We start from the raw sequence: 18,629 nt of genomic DNA, 5'->3' as shown, positions 1-18,629 counted from the left end.
ACAATGAAGCCGGAGCGCCACGATGAATACTCCTGAAGCTGCCGCGGGCGCTGAGCCCCGGTTCATCATCAATGGTGTGCAGCGCGAGTTCGGGCCGTCACCGTCACACACCACCGTCCTTGATTGGCTCCGCGAAAACCGCCTCACGGGCACCAAAGAGGGGTGCGCCGAGGGCGAGTGTGGTGCCTGTGCAATCCTCCTGGCTCAAACGGACCGCGACGGCGGGACGAACTGGACCGCAGTCAATTCGTGTCTGGTGCCCATGGCCACCCTCGATGGGCAGGAGCTAGTGACCTCCGAGGGGCTGGGAACGCCGGACAACATGCATCCTGTCCAGGCGGCCATGGCACAGGCCGGCGGTTCCCAATGCGGCTACTGCACCCCGGGATTTGTTTGCAGCATGGCGTCGGAGTATTACCGCAAGGACCGGGCGCCCGAACAAACCACAGTGGAGCACGCCCACGGTGAGCTGGGCTCCAACGGCTTCGATCTTCAGGCGCTCAGCGGAAACCTCTGCCGTTGCACGGGCTACCGTCCCATCCGAGACGCAGCCTACTCATTGGGAGCCGCACTCGACGAGGTTTTGGCACGTCGCCGGGATAATCCAGCCCCGGACTATCGGCCAACCCAACTCAGCCGATCCGACGGACAGTTCGTGCGTGCCACCACGATCGAGCAGGCCTGCGCGCTCCTTGCCGAAACCCCCACAGCAATCTTGGTTGCCGGGAGCACCGATTGGGGTGTCGACGTCAACATCAAAGCCCGCCGTTCCCCACTGGTCATCGCCATCGACCGAATCCCGGAATTGGACTCAATTGTGATGAGGGCTGACGAGGTGGAAATCGGCGCCGCGGCACCACTGAGCGATATTGAAAAAGTGCTCGATGGCAAGGTTCCCCTCTTGGCGCAGCTCATCCCCCAATTCGCCTCCCGACTCATTCGCAACCGCGCAACATTGGGTGGAAACCTTGGCACGGGGTCTCCGATCGGCGACAGCGCACCGGCGCTACTGGCCCTCCAGGCGAAAATCGTCTTGGTCTCCACCGGCGGCGAACGGGTCCTGCCCCTGGCTGACTACTTCACCGGTTACCGGACGACCCTCAAGGAACCCGGCGAACTCATCAAGGCGGTCCGCATCCCACTTCCGTTGTCGAACCTGAGTGCCTTCCACAAGATCGCGAAGCGCCGCTTTGATGACATCTCCAGCGTGGCCATCGCCTTCAGCCTGCAGATTGATGCGCAAATGATCACCAGCGCCCGGATCGGTCTCGGCGGTGTAGCCGCCACCCCACTTCGCGCCTTTGCCACGGAAGAATTCCTCACCGGAAAACCCTGGACCCACGAGACTATTGAACGAGCCGCCGCAGTCCTGGGCGCAGCAGGAACGCCCCTGAGCGATCATCGTGCCAGCTCCCACTACCGCTCGATGATGCTCTCCAACGCACTACTCAAGCTCTACGCCGAGAATGCTGTGAACGCTGTGAATGCCGAGAACGCTGCGAGCAAGGAGGCCAGCGCATGAGCCAGCTATCACAGCGACCCAGCGGGGCCGTCGTCGGCGAAGCTGTCCCGCATGAAAGTGCCCGCCTGCATGCGACAGGGCAGGCGCTCTACACCGACGACATCGCCGCGCGCACTCCCGGGACACTGACCGCCTGGCCCGTTCAATCCCCTCACGCCCACGCCCGGATCCGCTCTATCGGAACGGATGCCGCGCTGGCCATCCCCGGTGTCATCCGGGTCCTCACGGCCGCTGATGTTCCCGGCCTCAACGACTGCGGAATCAATCACGACGAACCTCTTTTCCCTTCCGCGGCCATGTTCCACGGGCACGCAGTGGCGTGGGTCTTGGGCGAGGACCAGGAGGCCGCCCGGGCCGGCGCTGCCGCCGTCGAGGTTGATTACGAGGAGCTCCCATCACTGATCTCGGTCGCCGACGCCATCGCCGCTGGATCTTTCCAAGGCCAACGCAGGACAGTTAGCCGGGGCGATTCGGATGCCACCTTGGCCACCGCCGCAAGGACTTTTTCAGGGGTCACGGAGTTCTCCGGCCAGGAGCATTTCTATCTGGAAACCCAAGCAGCATTGGCCACTGTCGATGAAGGCGGCCAGATCTTCGTCCAGAGCAGCACCCAGCACCCGTCCGAGACCCAAGAAATTCTGGCCCACGTGCTGGGCCTTGCCAGCCACGACATTACCGTCCAGAGTTTGCGCATGGGTGGCGCCTTTGGCGGCAAGGAAATGCAGTCGCATGGCTTTGCCGCCGTCGCCGCGATTGGCACGCTACTGACGGGACGGCCGGTTCGTGTCCGGCTCAACCGCACGCTGGATATGACCATGACGGGCAAAAGGCATGGATTTCACACCTCATGGGAGGCCGGTTTTTCGGAGGATGGAAAGTTGCTGGCCCTGAAGGCTGTTTTGACGTCCGACGGCGGTTGGTGCCTTGATCTCTCGGAGGCGGTCTTGGCCCGGGCCCTGTGCCATGTCGACAACAACTACAACATTCCCCATGTGCACGTCCAGGGTCGGGTGGCTAAGTCCAACAAGACATCCCAGACGGCGTTCCGTGGCTTCGGCGGGCCGCAAGGCATGATGCTGATCGAGGACATTCTTGGACGGTGTGCACCCCTCCTTGGCCTGGCGCCGGAGGAGTTGCGGCGGAAGAATTTCTACCGCGAAGGCGACACCACTCCGTACGGGATGGCCGTGCGACATGCCGGTCGGGTCACCACGATGTGGGAACAGTGTCTTGAAAAGAGCAACTTTAACGAGCGGCGCCGGGAAGTTGACGCCTTCAACGCCGCACATCCACACCGTAAGCGCGGCTTGGCCATCACGCCGGTGAAATTCGGTATCTCCTTTAACCTCGTGGCACTCAACCAAGCCGGCGCACTGGTTCACGTTTACAAGGACGGTTCGGTGCTGATCAGTCACGGCGGCACCGAGATGGGCCAGGGGCTGCACACGAAAATGTTGCAGGTGGCGGCCACCGCCCTGGGCATCCCGCTGACAGCCGTCCGGCTGGCCCCCACCCGCACCGACAAGGTGCCCAACACCTCGGCAACCGCGGCCAGTTCCGGATCCGATCTCAACGGTGGCGCCGTCAAGAACGCCTGTGAACAAATTCTTGCGCGCATGGCACCGGTAGCCGGCGGAATGCTCGGCGTTTCGGGCAACGACGTCCGCTTCACGAATGGCCTAGTCACCGGCCTGGGCGTCAAGGACAGCAGCTTCACCTTCGCCGAGGTGGTCATGAAGTCCTACCTGCAGCGCGTGCAATTGTGGGCCGCGGGGTATTACAGAACCGAGGGCCTCCATTGGAATCCGGAGCTCATGCAGGGAGAGCCTTTCAAGTACTTTGCCGGCGGCGTGTCTGTCACGGAGGTTGAGGTTGACGGCTTCACCGGCGCCTATAGCTTTCGCCGGGTGGACATTGTGCACGACGCCGGAGATTCCCTCTCGCCCGTCGTCGACGTCGGGCAGATCGAAGGCGGGTACGTACAAGGCGTGGGGTGGCTGACGTTGGAGGATCTGCGCTGGGATGAAAGTGACGGCCCAGCGCGAGGCCGTTTGCTGACTCAGTCGGCAAGCACCTATAAGATTCCGAGCTTTTCCGAGATGCCCGAACAGTTCAATGTCCAGCTCATGGAACATGCCGAAGAAGAGGGCGCCGTTTACGGTTCAAAGGCCGTGGGTGAGCCCCCGTTGATGCTCGCCTTCAGCGCCCGTGAGGCACTCCGGGACGCCGTCGGCGCGTTCGGGTCGGCGGGCCACAGCGTCATTCTTGAGTCTCCGGCAACACCAGAGGCCGTCTTTTGGGCCATCCAGGCGGCGCTCGGCCAGAGAACACCTGGCCAGAGAACCGCAAAGGACTAGGGGGTCGCCGTGGATTGGTTGGCTGCGGTTGTCCGCCTCCGTGAGCTGAACGAAACGGCCGTCATCGCCACGCTCGCGCACGTGCGCGGCCATTCACCCCGTGATGCGGGGGCTAAATTGGTGGTCTCTGCCCATGATTCATGGGGGACGATCGGTGGCGGCAATTTCGAGGCCAACGTCATCGACAGGGCACGCGAACTCATCAAGACGGGCAGCGGGGCAGCAGAGCTCATGACTTTTGCCCTCAACGACAAGGTTGCCGGAACTCACGGTGTGCAATGCTGTGGCGGCGAAGTCACCGTCATGCTCGAAGTGCTCAACCCTCGGCGAACCGTTGCGATCTTTGGACTGGGTCATGTTGGCTACGAGATCGCCCACATTCTTGCCCGGCACCCCATTAATCTGGTGCTTGTCGACTCCCGTCAGGAAGCACTCTCCCCCGAGAGTATCCAACACCTGGCGGCTGGCCAGGCAACACTCGCGATCCACCACGAACCGGCACCGGAGTCGGTGTTGCCAACCCTTCCCCCGGGAGCCGTTGTTCTGGTGCTCACGCATGACCACTCCGAGGATTTGATCCTATGCGAAGCCGCGCTCCGGGCCGCGCCGTCGTACATCGGACTCATTGGATCCCACAGTAAATTCTCGCGCTTCCGCAAGAAACTGAGCGAGGAAGGCTACGAGGACATCGAGATCGACAGGATCACCTGCCCCATCGGCCTGGCGTCCATTGCCGGTAAAGATCCAGCCAGCATCGCCGTCGGAGTTGTCTCGGATCTACTGATCCGTTGGGAAAACGCTGCGGCACGCAGCTGACGGTTACGCGGCCCCAAAGCAGTATTTGCACAAAGTGCAAACTTGCACTTAGTGTAGTCATGTGAGTATTTCTACAACCAATCCCGAGCCGCAGCCGTCCCGGCGCGAGCTCAACAAGGCGGCAACCCGTGAGGCAATCGCCTCTGCCGCTTTGAATTTTCTGCGTGATCGAGACCTGAATTCGTTCACGGTCGACGACGTAGCTGCCGCCGCCGGGGTTTCCCGACGCACCTTCTTCAACTACTTCTCCTCGGTAGAAGCGGCAGTGACCAGCTACACCCAGCGTTATCTGGACTCGGTCATAACAGCTTTTGAAGCCCGTCCGGCCAGCGAACCCATTCTGGAATCGGCCCAGGCGGCCCTATCCACCGTGGGAAACACCTCCGATCTGGCCATCTTGGCCGAAACCTTCTCCTACACCCAGGACCCGCTGATGGATCGTCTCCAGCTTCAGGCTTGGGACGAATGCACCATGAAGATCGCGGTGGTGGCCCGCCACCGTCTCCCAGAAGACACCACCGAGCTCTACATCCTGGCCTTGGTGGGCGCCATTATGGGCAGCTGCCGGGCAGCTTTCCTCATCTGGTGCAAGGAATATGGCGCCGACACCTCGGAGCCATCATTGGCTCAACTTCGCCAGCACCTAGACACCACCATCTCGCTGCTTCGCAACGGTTTCTAACTCTTTCATCCTGCTTCGCAGGATTGCCAGACACAGCGTTTTCAGACACAGATTTGCCACACACAGAACGGATTTATCATGGCCCTTTGGCTCTATAAATTGGGACGGTTCTCCGCCCGACGCGCATGGCTGGTGATCACCGGCTGGGCCGTCATCGTTGGACTCGTCGGCGGTGCAGCGGTCCTCTTCATGGGCCCCATGTCCAATAACTTTCAGATCCCCGGGACCGAAACCCAGCAGATGGCGGACAAGCTCCAGGCCGATCTGCCTGAGGCTTCGGGCGGCACCGGTGCCGTGGTGTTCACCAGCGCCAACGGCGAACCGTTTACGGCAACCCAGGAAACGGCCATCACGGCTGCCCTGAAAACCGTCACAACCGTGCCAACCGTCAAGGGTGTCATTGATCCGTTCCTGACCACCGCTTCCCAGAAGGACGGAGCCGCCAAACTAGCTGACGGCACCAAGGCGCTGGCCGCGGGCGAGGCCCAACTTGCCACGGAAAAGCCCGCTCTGGACGCTGCGGCTGCCGAAATAGCCGCAGGCAAGACCCAGCTCGACGCCGCTCAAGCCCAACTGGATACCCAAAAGGCCCAGTCCGCGGCGCTGCCGGCCGGTTCGCCGGAAGCGGCCGGTGCTGCCGCCCAGCTCGCTGCCGGACAGGCTGCGCTGGATACCCAAAAGGCCCAGTGGCAGGCCGGTCAGGATCAGTTTGACGCTGGCAAGGCCAAGTTCGACGCCGGGCAGGCCACCTTGGTTGCCAAGAAGGCAGAGCTTGCTTCCGGACAGCGCACCCTGGATGCCTCCGCAGCCGTGCTATTCGTCTCGGAGAACGGCAAGGCTGCCATCGGCCAAATTCAGTTCACCGAGTCCATGAATGGTGTGACGCCGGCAAACCGCCAGTTGGTCCAGGACAAGCTGAACACGCTGGAATCCAGCGGCGTCACCGTTTCCTACAGCAAGGAAATTGTTGAAGATGTCTCCTCGTTGTTCGGAGTGTCCGAGGTGGTGGGCATTGCAGTGGCAGCCGCAGTGCTGCTGATCATGCTGGGGACTTTTGTGGCCGCCGGCCTGCCCCTACTGATGGCCGTTGTCGGCGTTGGTATCGGTGTTGGCGGCACCATGGCATTGACAACCGTCATTGAAATGTCCTCCATCTCACCCATGCTGGCCTTGATGTTGGGGCTGGCCGTGGGCATCGATTACTCGCTGTTCATCGTCAACCGGCACCGTCAGCAATTGCTGGCAGGCATGGCGATGCGTGAATCCATTGCCAAAGCCACCGGCACCTCGGGCAACGCTGTCACCTTTGCCGGGCTGACGGTTGTCATCGCCCTGGCCGCACTCGCCGTCACCGGACTGCCGTTCCTCGCCATTCTTGGCCTGGCTGCGGCCGCAACCGTTGCCGTATCTGTGTTGATTGCCTTGACCCTGACCCCGGCCCTGCTGTCGCTGATCGGCACAAAGATCATCTCCAAAAAGGCGTGGGCCAAGAATTCCCTGGCAACAGCGACACACCAGGCCAAGCTCGTGGGCATGAACAACGCCGAGAAGTCAGCCGCCGATGAAGCTGCCGACATTGCTCGTAGCGCAAAGGGCTGGGGCGGGCTTGTCACGAAGCACCCGGTCATTTCCCTGATTGGTGCGGTGATCGCCTTGATCGTCATCGCCATCCCGGCAACGGGCTTGCGTCTGGCATTGCCCGACGGCGGCTCCGAACCCGTCGATTCCAGCGCGTTCCAGGCCTACTCCATCACGGGCGATAACTTTGGCGAAGGCATGAACGGCCCCATCATCGTGGTCGGTTCGCTGCCCGCCGGACTGGATACAGCAGCCGCCACGGAGCTGAATCTGGATGTAGCAGACAAGCTGCGCGACGTCGCCAATGTCACGGCCGCCGTGCCCGTCATGGTCAGCGAGGATCTGCGGACCGCCGTCTACCAGGTCATCCCCACGGAAGGCCCGGCCAGCGAGAGCACCGTCCAGGTGATTCATGATCTGCGGACCCAAAGCGCCGCAATCGCTTCCGAGCTCGACGTAAGCATCGGGCTCACGGGCCAAACAGCCGCCAACGTCGATGTCTCGGAAAAGCTGGGAGCGGCGCTGCCGCCTTACCTGGCCATCGTCGTCGGACTTTCATTGGTGCTGCTCATCCTGGTGTTCCGTTCCATCCTTGTGCCACTGCTGGCAACCGCAGGTTTCCTGCTCTCGCTCGTGGCCGCCTTTGGTGGCGTGGTGGCCGTGTACCAGTGGGGTTGGCTCGGCGGGATCTTTGACGTCGCGAATCCTGCCGCGGTGCTCAGCTTCCTGCCGATCATTTTGATCGGCGTACTGTTCGGCCTGGCCATGGATTACCAGGTGTTCATTGCTTCGGGAATGCGTGAGGCATATGCGCATGGACAGGACGCCAAGCAGGCCGTGCGGACTGGATTCAAGCACGCCGCACCGGTTGTCACGGCGGCCGCGATCATCATGATCAGCGTGTTCTCCGGCTTTATCTTCAGCCATCTGACCATGGTGCGCCCGCTAGGTTTCGCTTTGGCCTTCGGCGTGCTCATTGATGCATTTGTGGTGCGCATGACCATCGTCCCGGCCGCCATGCACCTGCTCGGCAAGACCGCCTGGTGGATTCCGGCGTGGCTCGACAAGATCCTGCCGGATGTCGATGTGGAGGGCGCCAAGCTCGCCTCAATGGACATCCCGGACGACGTCGATGAGCTGGAATCTTCGACGGCTCGCTAAACGGCACGGGAAAAGCACAGGGCGGGTGGGGCTTCGGCTCCGCCCGCCTTTCTCATGTGCACTCCACGCACGTGCACTACACTTGTGAGCCACGGCACAACGGAAGCTTTGATACCGTAAACCGCCACTTCGTGCCCTTCGTTTTGGAGAGTTGATGTCGCCAAACTACCCCCTCCTCGACGGCATGCCGGCGATGCGGTCGATGGTGCGCGAATCGTGGAAACGGTCCCTCGATGCGCTGTCAACGACTGACGGTTTGGCACCCCCTGTGGTGTGGGAGAGCCGCGAATTGATCGAGTTCCGCCGGGACCACCCGCTGGCCGCGATCATGCCTGTCATCAGCAAGCTACTCATTGAACCCAGCCATGACACGGGGTTGCTCATTGCCGTGGGAGATGAGCACGGCCGGCTGCTGTGGGTGGAGGGCGATTCTTCGGCACGCCGTCACGGTGAAAACATCAACTTCGCAACGGGCGCCGACTGGTCAGAGCCCGTGGTGGGCACCAGCGCCCCGGGCACTGCACTTGTTTTGGGCAAGAGTGTGCAGATTGTGGGCCAGGAGCATTTCAACCCTGCCGTTCATTCGTGGAGTTGCACCGCGGTGCCCGTTCACGATCCGGATTCGGGTTCCATACTCGGCATCGTTGACATCACCGGCGGCGCCGATGCGGTGGGTTCCAACACGCTGTCCCTGGTGCAGGCCACGGTGGCTGCCGCGGAAGCCCAGCTCCGTATTCACCGCTTGGAACGCCAAGTGGCTGAGAGCCAACGGCCCGGGAAGTTGCCTGGTTCATCCGGCGCAGGTTCTTCCAGCGCAGCCGCAGCCAAGCCCCTCTACCGTGACAGTTTGCAGATCCTCGGCCGGGATCAGGGCCTGCTCCATGTGGCCGGAGCGGCCGTCACCTTGAGCGAACGGCATACCGAAATCCTGGCAGTACTGGCGCTTCATCCCGACGGCCTAAGCGCCGAGGAGCTGACCAACAAGGTGTATCCGGATGGCACCTCCTTGACCAGCATCAGGGCCGAGATGGTGCGGCTGCGCAAGCTGCTGCTGGACGTCGCTCCGTCGCTCGTGCCGACGTCGCGCCCCTACCGACTCCCCCGCCCGCTGGTTGTCGACGCCGAACAGGTGCACAACTACCTTGATCGCGGCGCGCACCGGCTGGCCCTGAACATTTACCGCGGCGAGGTCATGCCGCGCTCGCTTGCGCCCGCCATTGCCGGGATCCGCAACCGCGTTGCCGTGCAGCTGCGCGAGGCCATCCTCAATGACGCCAGCCCCGAGGTGCTGCTGACGTATTTGCAGCTTTCGGAGGCCGCGGACGACGTCGAAGCTTGGCGCACAGCACTCCGCCTCCTTCCGCCGCGGTCGCCGAAGCGATCCGCCGTCGTCGCTCACGTTGCGGAACTGGAAGGCTAGGCCGGCACCGTTACGAAGGGCACCGTTACGGATGACATTGGGCGTCCGGATCGATGGCTGCCGAGATGCGTTGGCTGATGGTGGCCAGCTGGCGCACCTGGGCCTTCGTGAGCGGGTCAAACACCAAGCTACGGACCGTCCGGACATGACCCGGAGCCGTCAGAACAACTTTGCCCCACCCGGATTCGGTCAGTGTGGCCAGCGTGTAGCGGCCGTCGCTCGGATCGGGAGAGCGTTCCACCCACCCGGATTTTTCCAATCGGCCAACCACCTGGGATAGGCGCTGCAGTGAACCCTCGGTCAAGACGGCCAGTTCACTCATGCGCAGCGTTCGTGAGGGAGCTTCGGAGAGGCCGGCCATCAGCTGGTACTCGAAGTTGCTCACGCCAGCATCACGCCTCAACTGCGCATCCATTTCCATGGGCAGTCGCATTAGAACGCTCATGAGCTGCATCCAAGCACTCCGCTCCTCCGCATCGAGCCAGGCTGGCTCCCCCATAGCATCCGGAACAGCATCCGGTACGTGTGAATTTGTCCTATCCATACACCCAGCATATCGCGTCGGCTGCGAATTGAGTTCAGATGTTGACTTGCAACTTTAAGTAAAACTACGTACCGTTTACTTAAAGCTTGAAGTCAATCTGGCTTCAAATAACAGATGTGGAAAATCATGAACATAGTACTTTGGATCATTGCTGGCCTGCTTGCCGTTGCTTTCTTGGCGGCCGGCGCCATGAAACTGACCTCAACAAAAGAGAAACTGGCGGCTTCTGGAATGGGGTGGACCGAGAACTACTCGGCAAACTTCATCAAGGTCATTGGGCTCGTTGAAATCTTGGCCGCCGTTGGCCTGATCCTGCCCGGGCTGCTTAGCACCGCCACCATCCTGGTCCCCTTGGCTGCGCTGGGCCTGGTGATTGTCATGGCGGGGGCCATCGTGGTTCATGCCAAACGTCATGAGAATCAGTCGATCGTGATCAACGGTGTCTTGCTTCTGCTCGCCGCTGTTGTTGTCTGGGGCCGATTTGGCCCCTATGCTTTCGCAGCTTAGAAGGACTTGTGCGCCCGCATGATTGATTTGCGGGCGGATACACCGCAGAATGGGGTGATGGGACGAACTAAAACTGGGGTTATGGGACGAACTGAAGATGTAATTGCGATGGCCGCCGATGTTGCCGGCACCGCTCATGCCGGTCAGTTGGACAAGGTGGGTGCCAACTACATTGAACATACTGCCCGAGTCGCTGAACACGTGCGGCTGCTATTTCCTGAGGCCCCCGATTCGGCTGTGGCTGTCGCTTGGCTCCACGATGTTATCGAGGATACCGAGGTCAGTTTTAGGGATCTAATTCTTTGGGGATTTTCGATGGAAATTATCGCCGGCGTGGATGCCATGACAAAGCGCAATAGTGAACCCGTTGAGGATTATTTTTCCCGAGTCCGGGCCAACCCGATTGCGCGCATGGTCAAGGCCGCGGATTTGAAGGACAACACCGATCCGGTCCGCGTAGCCAAGTTGGATCCGGCCACAGCGGACCGACTTCGGGCCAAGTACGCCAAGGCCACCGAACTCCTTGCTTTGGATGAGCTCGCCACGAACTAATTCTGGTGCACCAAATTAGACTTCGCGCGCCAAGCGGTCCCGTGCGGCCGTTTTCCCCAGCAGGTACAGCAACAAGCCGCCCACAAAGACCGTGGCAAGGCACACCAGCGGACCGTTGAGAAAGAGCGAGAGGTATACCTCCATCTCGTCACTGAGCTGATTACTCCGCTCCCATGATTCTCCGGAGAGCCCCATGAGCCGGTACATCCTGAAGTAGGCCCACAGCACGCCGAGAAATGCGGTACCGACGGCGCCAAGGTAGAAGTTCCAGCTGCGCACTCCCACCATGGCCCGCAACAGCAGGCAGCCCACGACGAGGATTCCCGCCGTCGTAGCAACGATCACCACGGCAAGGACGTTGATCCAGAATTCGTTCCCCATGAGCCAAGACTAGTGCTGTCAAGGTCATGCAACCTGGATGCAACGTGGTTGCAACCTCGCCCCGCGTACGCTTCCAAACAAGGACGCTGATGTCCCCCACTGCGAAGGAGTTTAAACAATGGCTGTTTATGCGCAACCCGGAACCGAGGGTTCCAAGGTCACTTTCAAGGATCGTTATGAAAACTGGATTGGTGGCGAGTGGGTCGCCCCGGTCAAGGGTGAGTATTTTGAGAACATCACCCCCGTCACCGGCAAGGTTTTCTGCGAGGTAGCCCGCGGCACGGCCGAAGACATTGAGCTGGCTTTGGACGCCGCGCACAAGGTAGCCCCGAGCTGGGGCAAGACTTCCGCGACAGAACGTGCAGCCATCCTGAACAAGGTGGCAGACCGCATCGATGAGAACGTCGAACTTCTCGCCGTCGCCGAGACCTGGGACAACGGCAAGGCCGTCCGCGAAACTCTCAACGCCGACATCCCTCTTGCCGCGGACCACTTCCGCTACTTCGCCTCCGTTGTCCGTGCTCAGGAGGGCCGCCTGACCCAGCTCGACGGCGACACCACGGCCTACCACTATCACGAGCCCCTCGGTGTGGTCGGCCAGATCATCCCCTGGAACTTCCCCATCCTTATGGCCGTCTGGAAGTTGGCGCCGGCACTTGCGGCAGGTAACGCCGTCGTCCTTAAGCCAGCGGAACAGACACCAGCGTCCATTCTGGTCCTCATGGAATTGCTCGCGGACATCCTGCCTGCAGGTGTGATCAACGTGGTGAACGGCTTCGGCGTGGAGGCCGGCAAGCCGCTCGCCTCCAGCAAGCGCATCCGCAAGATCGCATTCACCGGCGAGACCACCACGGGCCGTTTGATCAGCCAGTACGCGAGCCAGAACCTGATTCCGGTCACCCTGGAGCTTGGCGGCAAGAGCCCAAACCTCTTCTTTGACGACGTCATGGACAAGAATGACGCGTTCTACGACAAGGCGCTCGAGGGCTTCACGCTCTACGCCTTCAACCAGGGCGAGGTCTGCACGTGCCCGTCGCGCGCACTTGTCCAGGCATCCATGTACGAGAAGTTCATGGCCGACGCCGTGGCCCGCACCGAGGCCATCATCCAGGGCAACCCGCTGGATACCGACACCCAGATTGGAGCGCAGGCCTCCAATGACCAGCTCGAGAAGATCCTTTCCTACATGGACATCGGCAAGCAGGAAGGCGCCAAGCTGCTGACCGGCGGCGAGCGCAACATCCTCCCCGGAGATCTGGCCGGCGGCTACTACGTCAAGCCCACCATTTTCGAGGGCACCAATGACATGCGCATCTTCCAGGAGGAGATCTTCGGCCCCGTGCTCGCGGTGACGAAGTTTGACGACTATGCCGACGCGCTCCACATCGCCAACGACACCCTGTACGGTCTCGGTGCAGGTGTGTGGTCGCGCAATGGAAACGTCGCTTACCGTGCGGGCCGCGAAATCCAGGCCGGTCGCGTGTGGGTCAACAACTACCACGCCTACCCCGCGGGCGCCGCGTTCGGTGGTTACAAGTCCTCGGGCATCGGCCGCGAGAACCACGCCATGATGCTCGATCACTACCAGCAGACCAAGAACCTGCTGGTCAGCTACAGCGAGGACAAGTTGGGCTTCTTCTAGACGCTCGCGCACATACGGGGAGGTTTTCGGGAACGCTCGCGCACCCTTGCCGCAGTACGACGCCGGGCAGCTGACCTCAGCTGCCCGGCGAACGCCCGTCATCACCACGTTCAAAGGAGAACCACATGACCACGATGCATGCAGCAATTGTCAAGGAATTCGGCGCACCCCTCAGTGTTGAGGAGTATCCGCTACCCACCCCCGGAGCGGGCCAGGCCCTGATCAAGTTGATAGCCAGCGGGGTCTGCCACACGGACCTGCACGCCGCCGAGGGCGACTGGCCCGTCAAACCCAGTCCGCCATTCGTACCCGGCCATGAAGGAGTGGGTGAAGTGGTTACCTTGGGCGACGGCGTCACCTCCCTGGCCGTTGGCGACCTCGTGGGCAACGCCTGGCTGTGGTCGGCTTGCGGCGACTGCGAATACTGCCGCACCGGATGGGAGACCCTGTGCGAGTCCCAGCAGAACGGCGGCTACAGCGTGGACGGTTCCTTCGGCGAGTACATGCTGGTGGATGCCGAGTTTGCCCCGCGCATCCCCGAGGGCGCCGACCCCGTGGAGATTGCACCGGTGCTGTGTGCTGGCGTCACCGTGTACAAGGGCCTGAAGATGACCGAGGCGCGACCGGGCCAGTGGGTTGTCATTTCTGGCATCGGCGGGCTGGGCCACATAGCCGTCCAGTACGCCGTCGCTATGGGACTGCGCGTTGCCGCCGTCGACATTGCCGAGGACAAGTTGGCGCTGGCCCGCAAACACGGCGCCGAAATCACCGTCAACGCCCGGGATGAGGACCCCGTGGAGGCCATCCAACGCGCGACCGGCGGCGTTCATGGCGTCCTAGTTACTGCCGTGCACCCTGCAGCGTTTGGCCAAGCCATCGGCATGACCCGCCGCGGCGGCACCATCGTCTTCAACGGCCTGCCCCCGGGCGACTTCCCGGCCCCCATCTTTGACGTGGTACTCAAGGGCCTGACGATCAGGGGCTCCATCGTGGGCACCCGCCAGGACATGGCCGAAGCCATCGACTTCTACGCCCGCGGCCTGATCCACCCCACGGTCTCCACCCGCAGCTTGGGCGAGATCAACGAGGTGTTCAAGGAGATGAAGGCCGGCAAAATCGACGGCCGCGTCGTCATCGCCTACTAACCCCTCCCTGAACCGTATTGCATCTTTGCCCAAGTACGACGGCGGCAGCTCACCTTCCCCGTGACGGTGACACACCCCCGTCGTACTTTGGGTACAGACGCCAACCTTATTGAGGAGCACTCCCATGGACGCCAACCCCGAAACCTTGGATGCTGCCATCACCATCCTTGGCGAGACCTCTTCCCGGGTGGCGCTCTCTGCCACGGCCGTGGAGTTGCTCCAAAAGATGTGGGACCGGCATGGGCCGCTCATGTTTCACCAATCCGGGGGCTGCTGCGACGGCTCCTCCCCCATGTGTTACCCCGCGGGCGACTTCATCACGGCCGAGGCCGACATCCTCCTGGGACTCTTTGAGCTCCCGGAGCGCGGGCCGTTGGAGTTCTGGATGTCCAAGGAACAGTTCAACTATTGGTCCCATACGCATCTCACGGTGGACGTGGTAGCCGGGCGTGGCAGCGGATTCTCCGTTGAGGCGCCCGAGGGCAAACGCTTCCTGATTCGCTCGCGCCTGGTGGATGGATTCGTTCCGGCGTCCCAGTGACACGCACGCCGTCTAGGCTTGAGCCATGACTTTGCCCCTAATCCTGGCCTCGGCCTCCCCTGCCCGCACCAAATTGCTCGCCGACGCCGGTATTGCCCACCGCGTCCTGGTGTCCGATGTTGACGAGGACGCCGCAACGGCTGCAGCGGGTCCACTGTCGCCCGCCGAAACAGCCCTCTTGCTGGCCCGCGCGAAAGCGGAATCCGTTGCCGCCAGTCTCACGTCCGGACACGTTCTTGGCTGCGACTCGGTCTTCGAATTCGAGGGTGAACCCTATGGCAAGCCGTGGGAGCCCGATGTTGCCCGCGAGCGCTGGCAGTTGATGCGCGGCAAGTCGGGCGTGCTCCACACCGGCCATTGGCTCATCACTTCCCCCTCTTCCACGTCCGACGCCGGAGCTCCCCTTGCGCACGGCGAGGTCACCAGCGCTCGGGTCACCTTTGAAGACGTGTCGGATTCCGAGATCGACGCTTATGTCGCAACGGGCGAACCCCTCCAGGTGGCCGGCGGCTTCACGATTGACGGTCTGGCCGGAGCGTTCATTTCTGGGATAGAAGGCGATCCGCACACCGTGGTGGGGCTGTCCATTTCAACGCTGCGCCGCCTCTTGGCGAAATCCGGGGTGTCCATCACTGATTTGTGGGCCTAAGGACTCAGAAGTTGTGAACTTATGCGGGAAACCCGCCGCGGGTTCTGCGCATGCGCGCTTATGCGCAGAACCCGCGACCAGTGCCACGCATAAGTTCATGAAAAGCATAGAAACTACTTGACGCAATGGAAAGTAGTTTCATATAGTTGAGTCAGCAGGTACCGCCACTCAACTGGAAGGACCACCATGAGCCAGCCCAGCAGCTCCCCCTCGGCCGCCGAAGCCCGCGAACTCCTAGCCCGGGCCGAAGGTATCGGCACCTCGGCCACCAGTGCCGCGAGCTGGCCAGCCGCCATGGTGTTCAATTCTCTGGCCATCCTTGGCTCAATGCTCATGATTGGCCTGCACATCGTGGGCCACACCGGTTACGGCGCACCTCTGTTAGCGGTAACGGTGGGCATCTGGGCAGCGGTTAATGCCACAATCTGGCCTCTGATGCTGCGAACCACCAAGACAGGCTTTACGAGGCGCTTCCACACTTCACTATTCGCCTACATGAGCCTCTACATGATCGCCCTTCTTGTTGGCGCCTTCGCATTCCCCCACGGCAGCATGGCTTATTACATTCCCGCCGCTGTGGTTCTTGCTGCCATTGGTCTGGCCGCCGCCTTCCGGGAGTTGCGCGCATGAGCCCGAACACGCACCCAGACGCAAAAGGCGAGGGGAACGCCGTCGTACATCCCCGTCATGAGCTCAGCGAGGTCCTGCACCAGCCCGTGAGATTTTCCATTGCTGCGGCGCTGGCTAAGACGGAATCCATGGATTTCAAGGACTTGCGCATCACCATTCAGGTCAGCGATTCCGTGCTGAGCAAGCAACTTTCGCTTCTGGAAAAGGCGGGATTTGTGCGCATCAAGAAGTCGTTCGTCGGCAAGTTCCCGCGCACCTCCGTCAGCCTCAGCCCCGACGGGCAGCAGGCCTGGGAACACCACATCGCGACCTTGCGCCTGATCGCCGGCGGATAGCGGAGTCCCGCCTCAACAGAGCGCGGACCGAGCATTTGACCATTTTTGTAGGAACTCCACAAAGGATCGTCGTCACACACGCATAAACGCCATGATGTGTGAGGAAAATCCACATATTCACGCTAGGCTCTCCACAGAATAGAAGGAGTCTCGTGTGGGAATTTCACGCTCTGCAGCCGCAAATACAGCTGGCTCAAAATCGCTGACCAAAGTCCTGATCGCCAATCGCGGTGAAATTGCTGTCCGCATCATCCGGGCTGCCCGCGACGAAGGCATCGCCTCCGTAGCCGTTTACGCAGAGCCGGACAGGGAAGCGCTGCATGTGCGCATGGCCGATGAAGCCTTCGCCCTGGGCGGCTCCACGGCCGCCGATTCCTACCTCGTCATGGAGAAGATCCTCGACGCCGCCAAGGCCTCGGGCGCCGACGCCGTGCACCCGGGCTATGGTTTCCTGTCCGAGAACGCTGACTTCGCTCAAAAAGTGATCGACGCCGGGCTCATCTGGATTGGCCCCTCCCCCGCCTCCATCGCAGCCCTTGGCGACAAGGTCCAGGCTCGCCACATCGCCGAAAAGGTGGGCGCACCCCTGGTCCCGGGCACCAAAAACCCGGTCGAATCCACGCAGGAAGTCCTCGACTTCGCCGACGAATTCGGCCTGCCCCTGGCCATCAAGGCTGCCTATGGTGGCGGTGGCCGTGGCATCAAGGTTGTGCGCAGCCGCGAAGAAATCCCCGAACTTTACGAGTCTGCAGTACGCGAAGCAGTCGCAGCCTTTGGCCGCGGCGAGTGCTTCGTTGAGCGTTTCCTTGACGCCCCGCGCCACGTGGAAACCCAGTGCTTGGCAGATGCTGCGGGCAACGTCGTTGTCGTTTCCACACGCGACTGCTCCCTCCAGCGCCGCAACCAGAAACTGGTTGAAGAGGCTCCCGCTCCGTTCTTGACGGACGCGCAGAACGCCCAGCTGTACGCCGCCTCCAAGGCCATCTTGACCGAAGCCAAGTACCAGGGCGCCGGCACCTGCGAATTCCTCGTGGGCACCGACGGCACCATCTCCTTCCTCGAAGTCAACACCCGCCTCCAGGTGGAGCACCCCGTTTCCGAAGAGGTCACCGGCATTGACCTGGTCCGCGAGCAGTTCCGGATCGCCCGCGGCGAAGACCTCGGCTACGGCGATCCCGAGGTTCGCGGTCACTCACTGGAATTCCGCATCAACGGCGAGGATGCCGGCCGTGGCTTCATGCCCGCACCCGGCACCGTCTCCACGATGACGCTTCCCACCGGCCCCGGCGTTCGCGTCGATTCCGGCATCACGGCGGGCGAGGTAATCGGCGGGAACTTCGATTCCATGCTGGCAAAGCTCATCGTCACCGGCGCCACCCGCGAGCAGGCCATCCAGCGTGCCAACCGCGCCCTGGCCGAGATGGAAATCGGTGGCATGCCCACCGTGCTTCCGTTCCACCGCGCCGTGGTTGCCGATCCCGCCTTCGCCCCCGCGGACGGTTCGCCGTTCACGATCCACACCCGCTGGATCGAGACCGAGTTCAACAACACCATCCCCGCCTTCGATCTCGCCTCTGCGGCCGGTTCAACGGACGACGCCGGCACTCGCCAGAGCGTAACCGTCGAGGTGGGTGGCAAACGGCTCGAGGTGACACTCCCGTCGTCGTTCGCCGTCAGCAACGGTGCCGGCAACACCGCGACGAAGAAGCCCAAGAAGGCCGGAAGGAACCGCAACGCCGGACCTGCTGCGGCCAATGGCAACGCGCTCACCTCGCCCATGCAGGGAACCATCGTCAAGGTGGCCGTGGCCGACGGGGACGTTGTTGCAGAAGGCGATCTGATCGTGGTTCTTGAGGCCATGAAGATGGAGCAGCCGCTGACAGCACACCGCGCGGGCACCGTCACCGGACTCAGCGCGGCAGCAGGCGACACGGTCTCCGCTGGCGCAGTACTGGCAACGATCGAAGACTGACCCTCGCTCACATACGGGGCACATTTCCCCAACGCCCGCTCACATTAGGGGCACATATGACAAACGCTCCCTCATTTGTGAACTGCTCCCCGAAAGTTGGACTGAATAATTCAGTTCCTTACTTTCGGGGAGTTTTTTATGCGTAAAAGTAGTTCATTGACCATCGAGCAGCGGCTAGCCGCCGTCGATCTGTTT

The 18,629-nt window shown here is 61.8% G+C and carries 17 protein-coding genes; 15 read left to right on the top strand and 2 right to left on the bottom strand.

The window, feature by feature from the left end; genetic code table 11:
- Nucleotides 1-22 precede the first annotated feature (22 nt).
- The 6 genes from ACP7B9_RS10620 to ACP7B9_RS10595 all read left to right on the top strand — a co-directional run bounded on the left by ACP7B9_RS10620 (nucleotide 23) and on the right by ACP7B9_RS10595 (nucleotide 9,536).
- Nucleotides 23-1,522: a xanthine dehydrogenase small subunit gene (locus tag ACP7B9_RS10620; RefSeq protein WP_425863185.1), complete on the top strand. Its 1,500-nt coding sequence runs from the start codon at nucleotides 23-25 to the stop codon at nucleotides 1,520-1,522.
- A complete protein-coding gene (gene xdhB / locus ACP7B9_RS10615) occupies nucleotides 1,519-3,879 on the top strand; it encodes a xanthine dehydrogenase molybdopterin binding subunit (protein WP_425863184.1) in 2,361 nt (786 codons plus the stop codon). The genes ACP7B9_RS10620 and xdhB overlap by 4 nt, the downstream gene beginning before the upstream one ends.
- A gap of 9 nt (nucleotides 3,880-3,888) precedes the next feature.
- The gene (gene xdhC, locus ACP7B9_RS10610; RefSeq protein ID WP_425863182.1) at nucleotides 3,889-4,695 is read left to right on the top strand and encodes a xanthine dehydrogenase accessory protein XdhC; all 807 of its coding nucleotides are present in this window, start codon (nucleotides 3,889-3,891) and stop codon (nucleotides 4,693-4,695) included.
- A 61-nt stretch (nucleotides 4,696-4,756) separates the two neighbouring features.
- Nucleotides 4,757-5,377, top strand: coding sequence for a TetR/AcrR family transcriptional regulator (locus ACP7B9_RS10605; RefSeq protein ID WP_425863180.1), 621 nt, complete (start codon nucleotides 4,757-4,759; stop codon nucleotides 5,375-5,377).
- 78 nt (nucleotides 5,378-5,455) lie between these two features.
- Nucleotides 5,456-8,116, top strand: coding sequence for an MMPL family transporter (locus ACP7B9_RS10600; protein WP_425863178.1), 2,661 nt, complete (start codon nucleotides 5,456-5,458; stop codon nucleotides 8,114-8,116).
- Nucleotides 8,117-8,270: 154 nt separating this feature from the next.
- On the top strand, nucleotides 8,271-9,536 hold the full coding sequence (locus ACP7B9_RS10595; protein WP_425863176.1) for a GAF domain-containing protein: 1,266 nt from the start codon (nucleotides 8,271-8,273) through the stop codon (nucleotides 9,534-9,536).
- Between the two features lie 25 nt (nucleotides 9,537-9,561).
- On the opposite strand, the gene ACP7B9_RS10590 is transcribed toward ACP7B9_RS10595, so the two are convergent.
- Nucleotides 9,562-10,080 (bottom strand): MarR family winged helix-turn-helix transcriptional regulator, encoded by a 519-nt coding sequence (locus ACP7B9_RS10590; RefSeq protein ID WP_425863174.1) that lies wholly within the window; start codon nucleotides 10,078-10,080, stop codon nucleotides 9,562-9,564.
- Nucleotides 10,081-10,206: 126 nt separating this feature from the next.
- On the opposite strand from ACP7B9_RS10590, the gene ACP7B9_RS10585 reads away from it, so the two are divergent.
- Nucleotides 10,207-10,587: a DoxX family protein gene (locus tag ACP7B9_RS10585; RefSeq protein ID WP_425863172.1), complete on the top strand. Its 381-nt coding sequence runs from the start codon at nucleotides 10,207-10,209 to the stop codon at nucleotides 10,585-10,587.
- An 81-nt stretch (nucleotides 10,588-10,668) separates the two neighbouring features.
- A complete protein-coding gene (locus ACP7B9_RS10580) occupies nucleotides 10,669-11,139 on the top strand; it encodes an HD domain-containing protein (RefSeq protein WP_425863171.1) in 471 nt (156 codons plus the stop codon).
- A 15-nt stretch (nucleotides 11,140-11,154) separates the two neighbouring features.
- On the opposite strand, the gene ACP7B9_RS10575 is transcribed toward ACP7B9_RS10580, so the two are convergent.
- Nucleotides 11,155-11,520, bottom strand: coding sequence for a hypothetical protein (locus tag ACP7B9_RS10575; protein WP_425863169.1), 366 nt, complete (start codon nucleotides 11,518-11,520; stop codon nucleotides 11,155-11,157).
- A gap of 118 nt (nucleotides 11,521-11,638) precedes the next feature.
- Between ACP7B9_RS10575 and exaC the strand changes: the two genes are divergently transcribed.
- The 7 genes from exaC to ACP7B9_RS10540 all read left to right on the top strand — a co-directional run bounded on the left by exaC (nucleotide 11,639) and on the right by ACP7B9_RS10540 (nucleotide 18,434).
- Nucleotides 11,639-13,162: an acetaldehyde dehydrogenase ExaC gene (gene exaC, locus ACP7B9_RS10570; RefSeq protein WP_425863167.1), complete on the top strand. Its 1,524-nt coding sequence runs from the start codon at nucleotides 11,639-11,641 to the stop codon at nucleotides 13,160-13,162.
- 134 nt (nucleotides 13,163-13,296) lie between these two features.
- The gene (gene adhP / locus ACP7B9_RS10565) at nucleotides 13,297-14,307 is read left to right on the top strand and encodes an alcohol dehydrogenase AdhP (RefSeq protein ID WP_425863553.1); all 1,011 of its coding nucleotides are present in this window, start codon (nucleotides 13,297-13,299) and stop codon (nucleotides 14,305-14,307) included.
- Between the two features lie 124 nt (nucleotides 14,308-14,431).
- Nucleotides 14,432-14,848, top strand: coding sequence for a DUF779 domain-containing protein (locus ACP7B9_RS10560; protein ID WP_425863165.1), 417 nt, complete (start codon nucleotides 14,432-14,434; stop codon nucleotides 14,846-14,848).
- 25 nt (nucleotides 14,849-14,873) lie between these two features.
- Nucleotides 14,874-15,497: a Maf family protein gene (locus tag ACP7B9_RS10555; protein ID WP_425863163.1), complete on the top strand. Its 624-nt coding sequence runs from the start codon at nucleotides 14,874-14,876 to the stop codon at nucleotides 15,495-15,497.
- A gap of 186 nt (nucleotides 15,498-15,683) precedes the next feature.
- Nucleotides 15,684-16,127: a hypothetical protein gene (locus tag ACP7B9_RS10550; RefSeq protein WP_425863162.1), complete on the top strand. Its 444-nt coding sequence runs from the start codon at nucleotides 15,684-15,686 to the stop codon at nucleotides 16,125-16,127.
- The gene (locus ACP7B9_RS10545) at nucleotides 16,124-16,462 is read left to right on the top strand and encodes a winged helix-turn-helix domain-containing protein (RefSeq protein WP_425863161.1); all 339 of its coding nucleotides are present in this window, start codon (nucleotides 16,124-16,126) and stop codon (nucleotides 16,460-16,462) included. The genes ACP7B9_RS10550 and ACP7B9_RS10545 overlap by 4 nt, the downstream gene beginning before the upstream one ends.
- 154 nt (nucleotides 16,463-16,616) lie before the next feature.
- Entirely contained in the window at nucleotides 16,617-18,434 is a 1,818-nt protein-coding gene (locus ACP7B9_RS10540; protein ID WP_425863159.1) for an acetyl/propionyl/methylcrotonyl-CoA carboxylase subunit alpha, read from the top strand.
- The last annotated feature ends 195 nt before the right edge of the window (nucleotides 18,435-18,629 follow it).

Source organism: Arthrobacter sp. TWP1-1, from assembly GCF_049897845.1.
In the GTDB taxonomy this organism is placed as follows: domain Bacteria; phylum Actinomycetota; class Actinomycetes; order Actinomycetales; family Micrococcaceae; genus Specibacter.
Note: the sequence above shows the minus strand (reverse complement) of the source record. Positions and strands in the feature narration are given on the sequence as shown.

Bases quoted from the DNA above. Each gene is read 5' to 3' on its own strand.
- ACP7B9_RS10550 (WP_425863162.1), top strand. From the start codon at position 15,684: ATGAGCCAGCCCAGCAGCTCCCCCTCGGCCGCCGAAGCCCGCGAACTC.
- ACP7B9_RS10600 (WP_425863178.1), top strand. From the start codon at position 5,456: ATGGCCCTTTGGCTCTATAAATTGGGACGGTTCTCCGCCCGACGCGCA.
- ACP7B9_RS10620 (WP_425863185.1), top strand. From the start codon at position 23: ATGAATACTCCTGAAGCTGCCGCGGGCGCTGAGCCCCGGTTCATCATC.
- ACP7B9_RS10585 (WP_425863172.1), top strand. From the start codon at position 10,207: ATGAACATAGTACTTTGGATCATTGCTGGCCTGCTTGCCGTTGCTTTC.
- ACP7B9_RS10555 (WP_425863163.1), top strand. From the start codon at position 14,874: ATGACTTTGCCCCTAATCCTGGCCTCGGCCTCCCCTGCCCGCACCAAA.
- ACP7B9_RS10590 (WP_425863174.1), bottom strand. From the start codon at position 10,080: ATGGATAGGACAAATTCACACGTACCGGATGCTGTTCCGGATGCTATG.
- ACP7B9_RS10575 (WP_425863169.1), bottom strand. From the start codon at position 11,520: ATGGGGAACGAATTCTGGATCAACGTCCTTGCCGTGGTGATCGTTGCT.
- ACP7B9_RS10560 (WP_425863165.1), top strand. From the start codon at position 14,432: ATGGACGCCAACCCCGAAACCTTGGATGCTGCCATCACCATCCTTGGC.
- ACP7B9_RS10580 (WP_425863171.1), top strand. From the start codon at position 10,669: ATGGGACGAACTGAAGATGTAATTGCGATGGCCGCCGATGTTGCCGGC.
- exaC (WP_425863167.1), top strand. From the start codon at position 11,639: ATGGCTGTTTATGCGCAACCCGGAACCGAGGGTTCCAAGGTCACTTTC.
- adhP (WP_425863553.1), top strand. From the start codon at position 13,297: ATGCATGCAGCAATTGTCAAGGAATTCGGCGCACCCCTCAGTGTTGAG.
- ACP7B9_RS10545 (WP_425863161.1), top strand. From the start codon at position 16,124: ATGAGCCCGAACACGCACCCAGACGCAAAAGGCGAGGGGAACGCCGTC.
- xdhB (WP_425863184.1), top strand. From the start codon at position 1,519: ATGAGCCAGCTATCACAGCGACCCAGCGGGGCCGTCGTCGGCGAAGCT.
- ACP7B9_RS10595 (WP_425863176.1), top strand. From the start codon at position 8,271: ATGTCGCCAAACTACCCCCTCCTCGACGGCATGCCGGCGATGCGGTCG.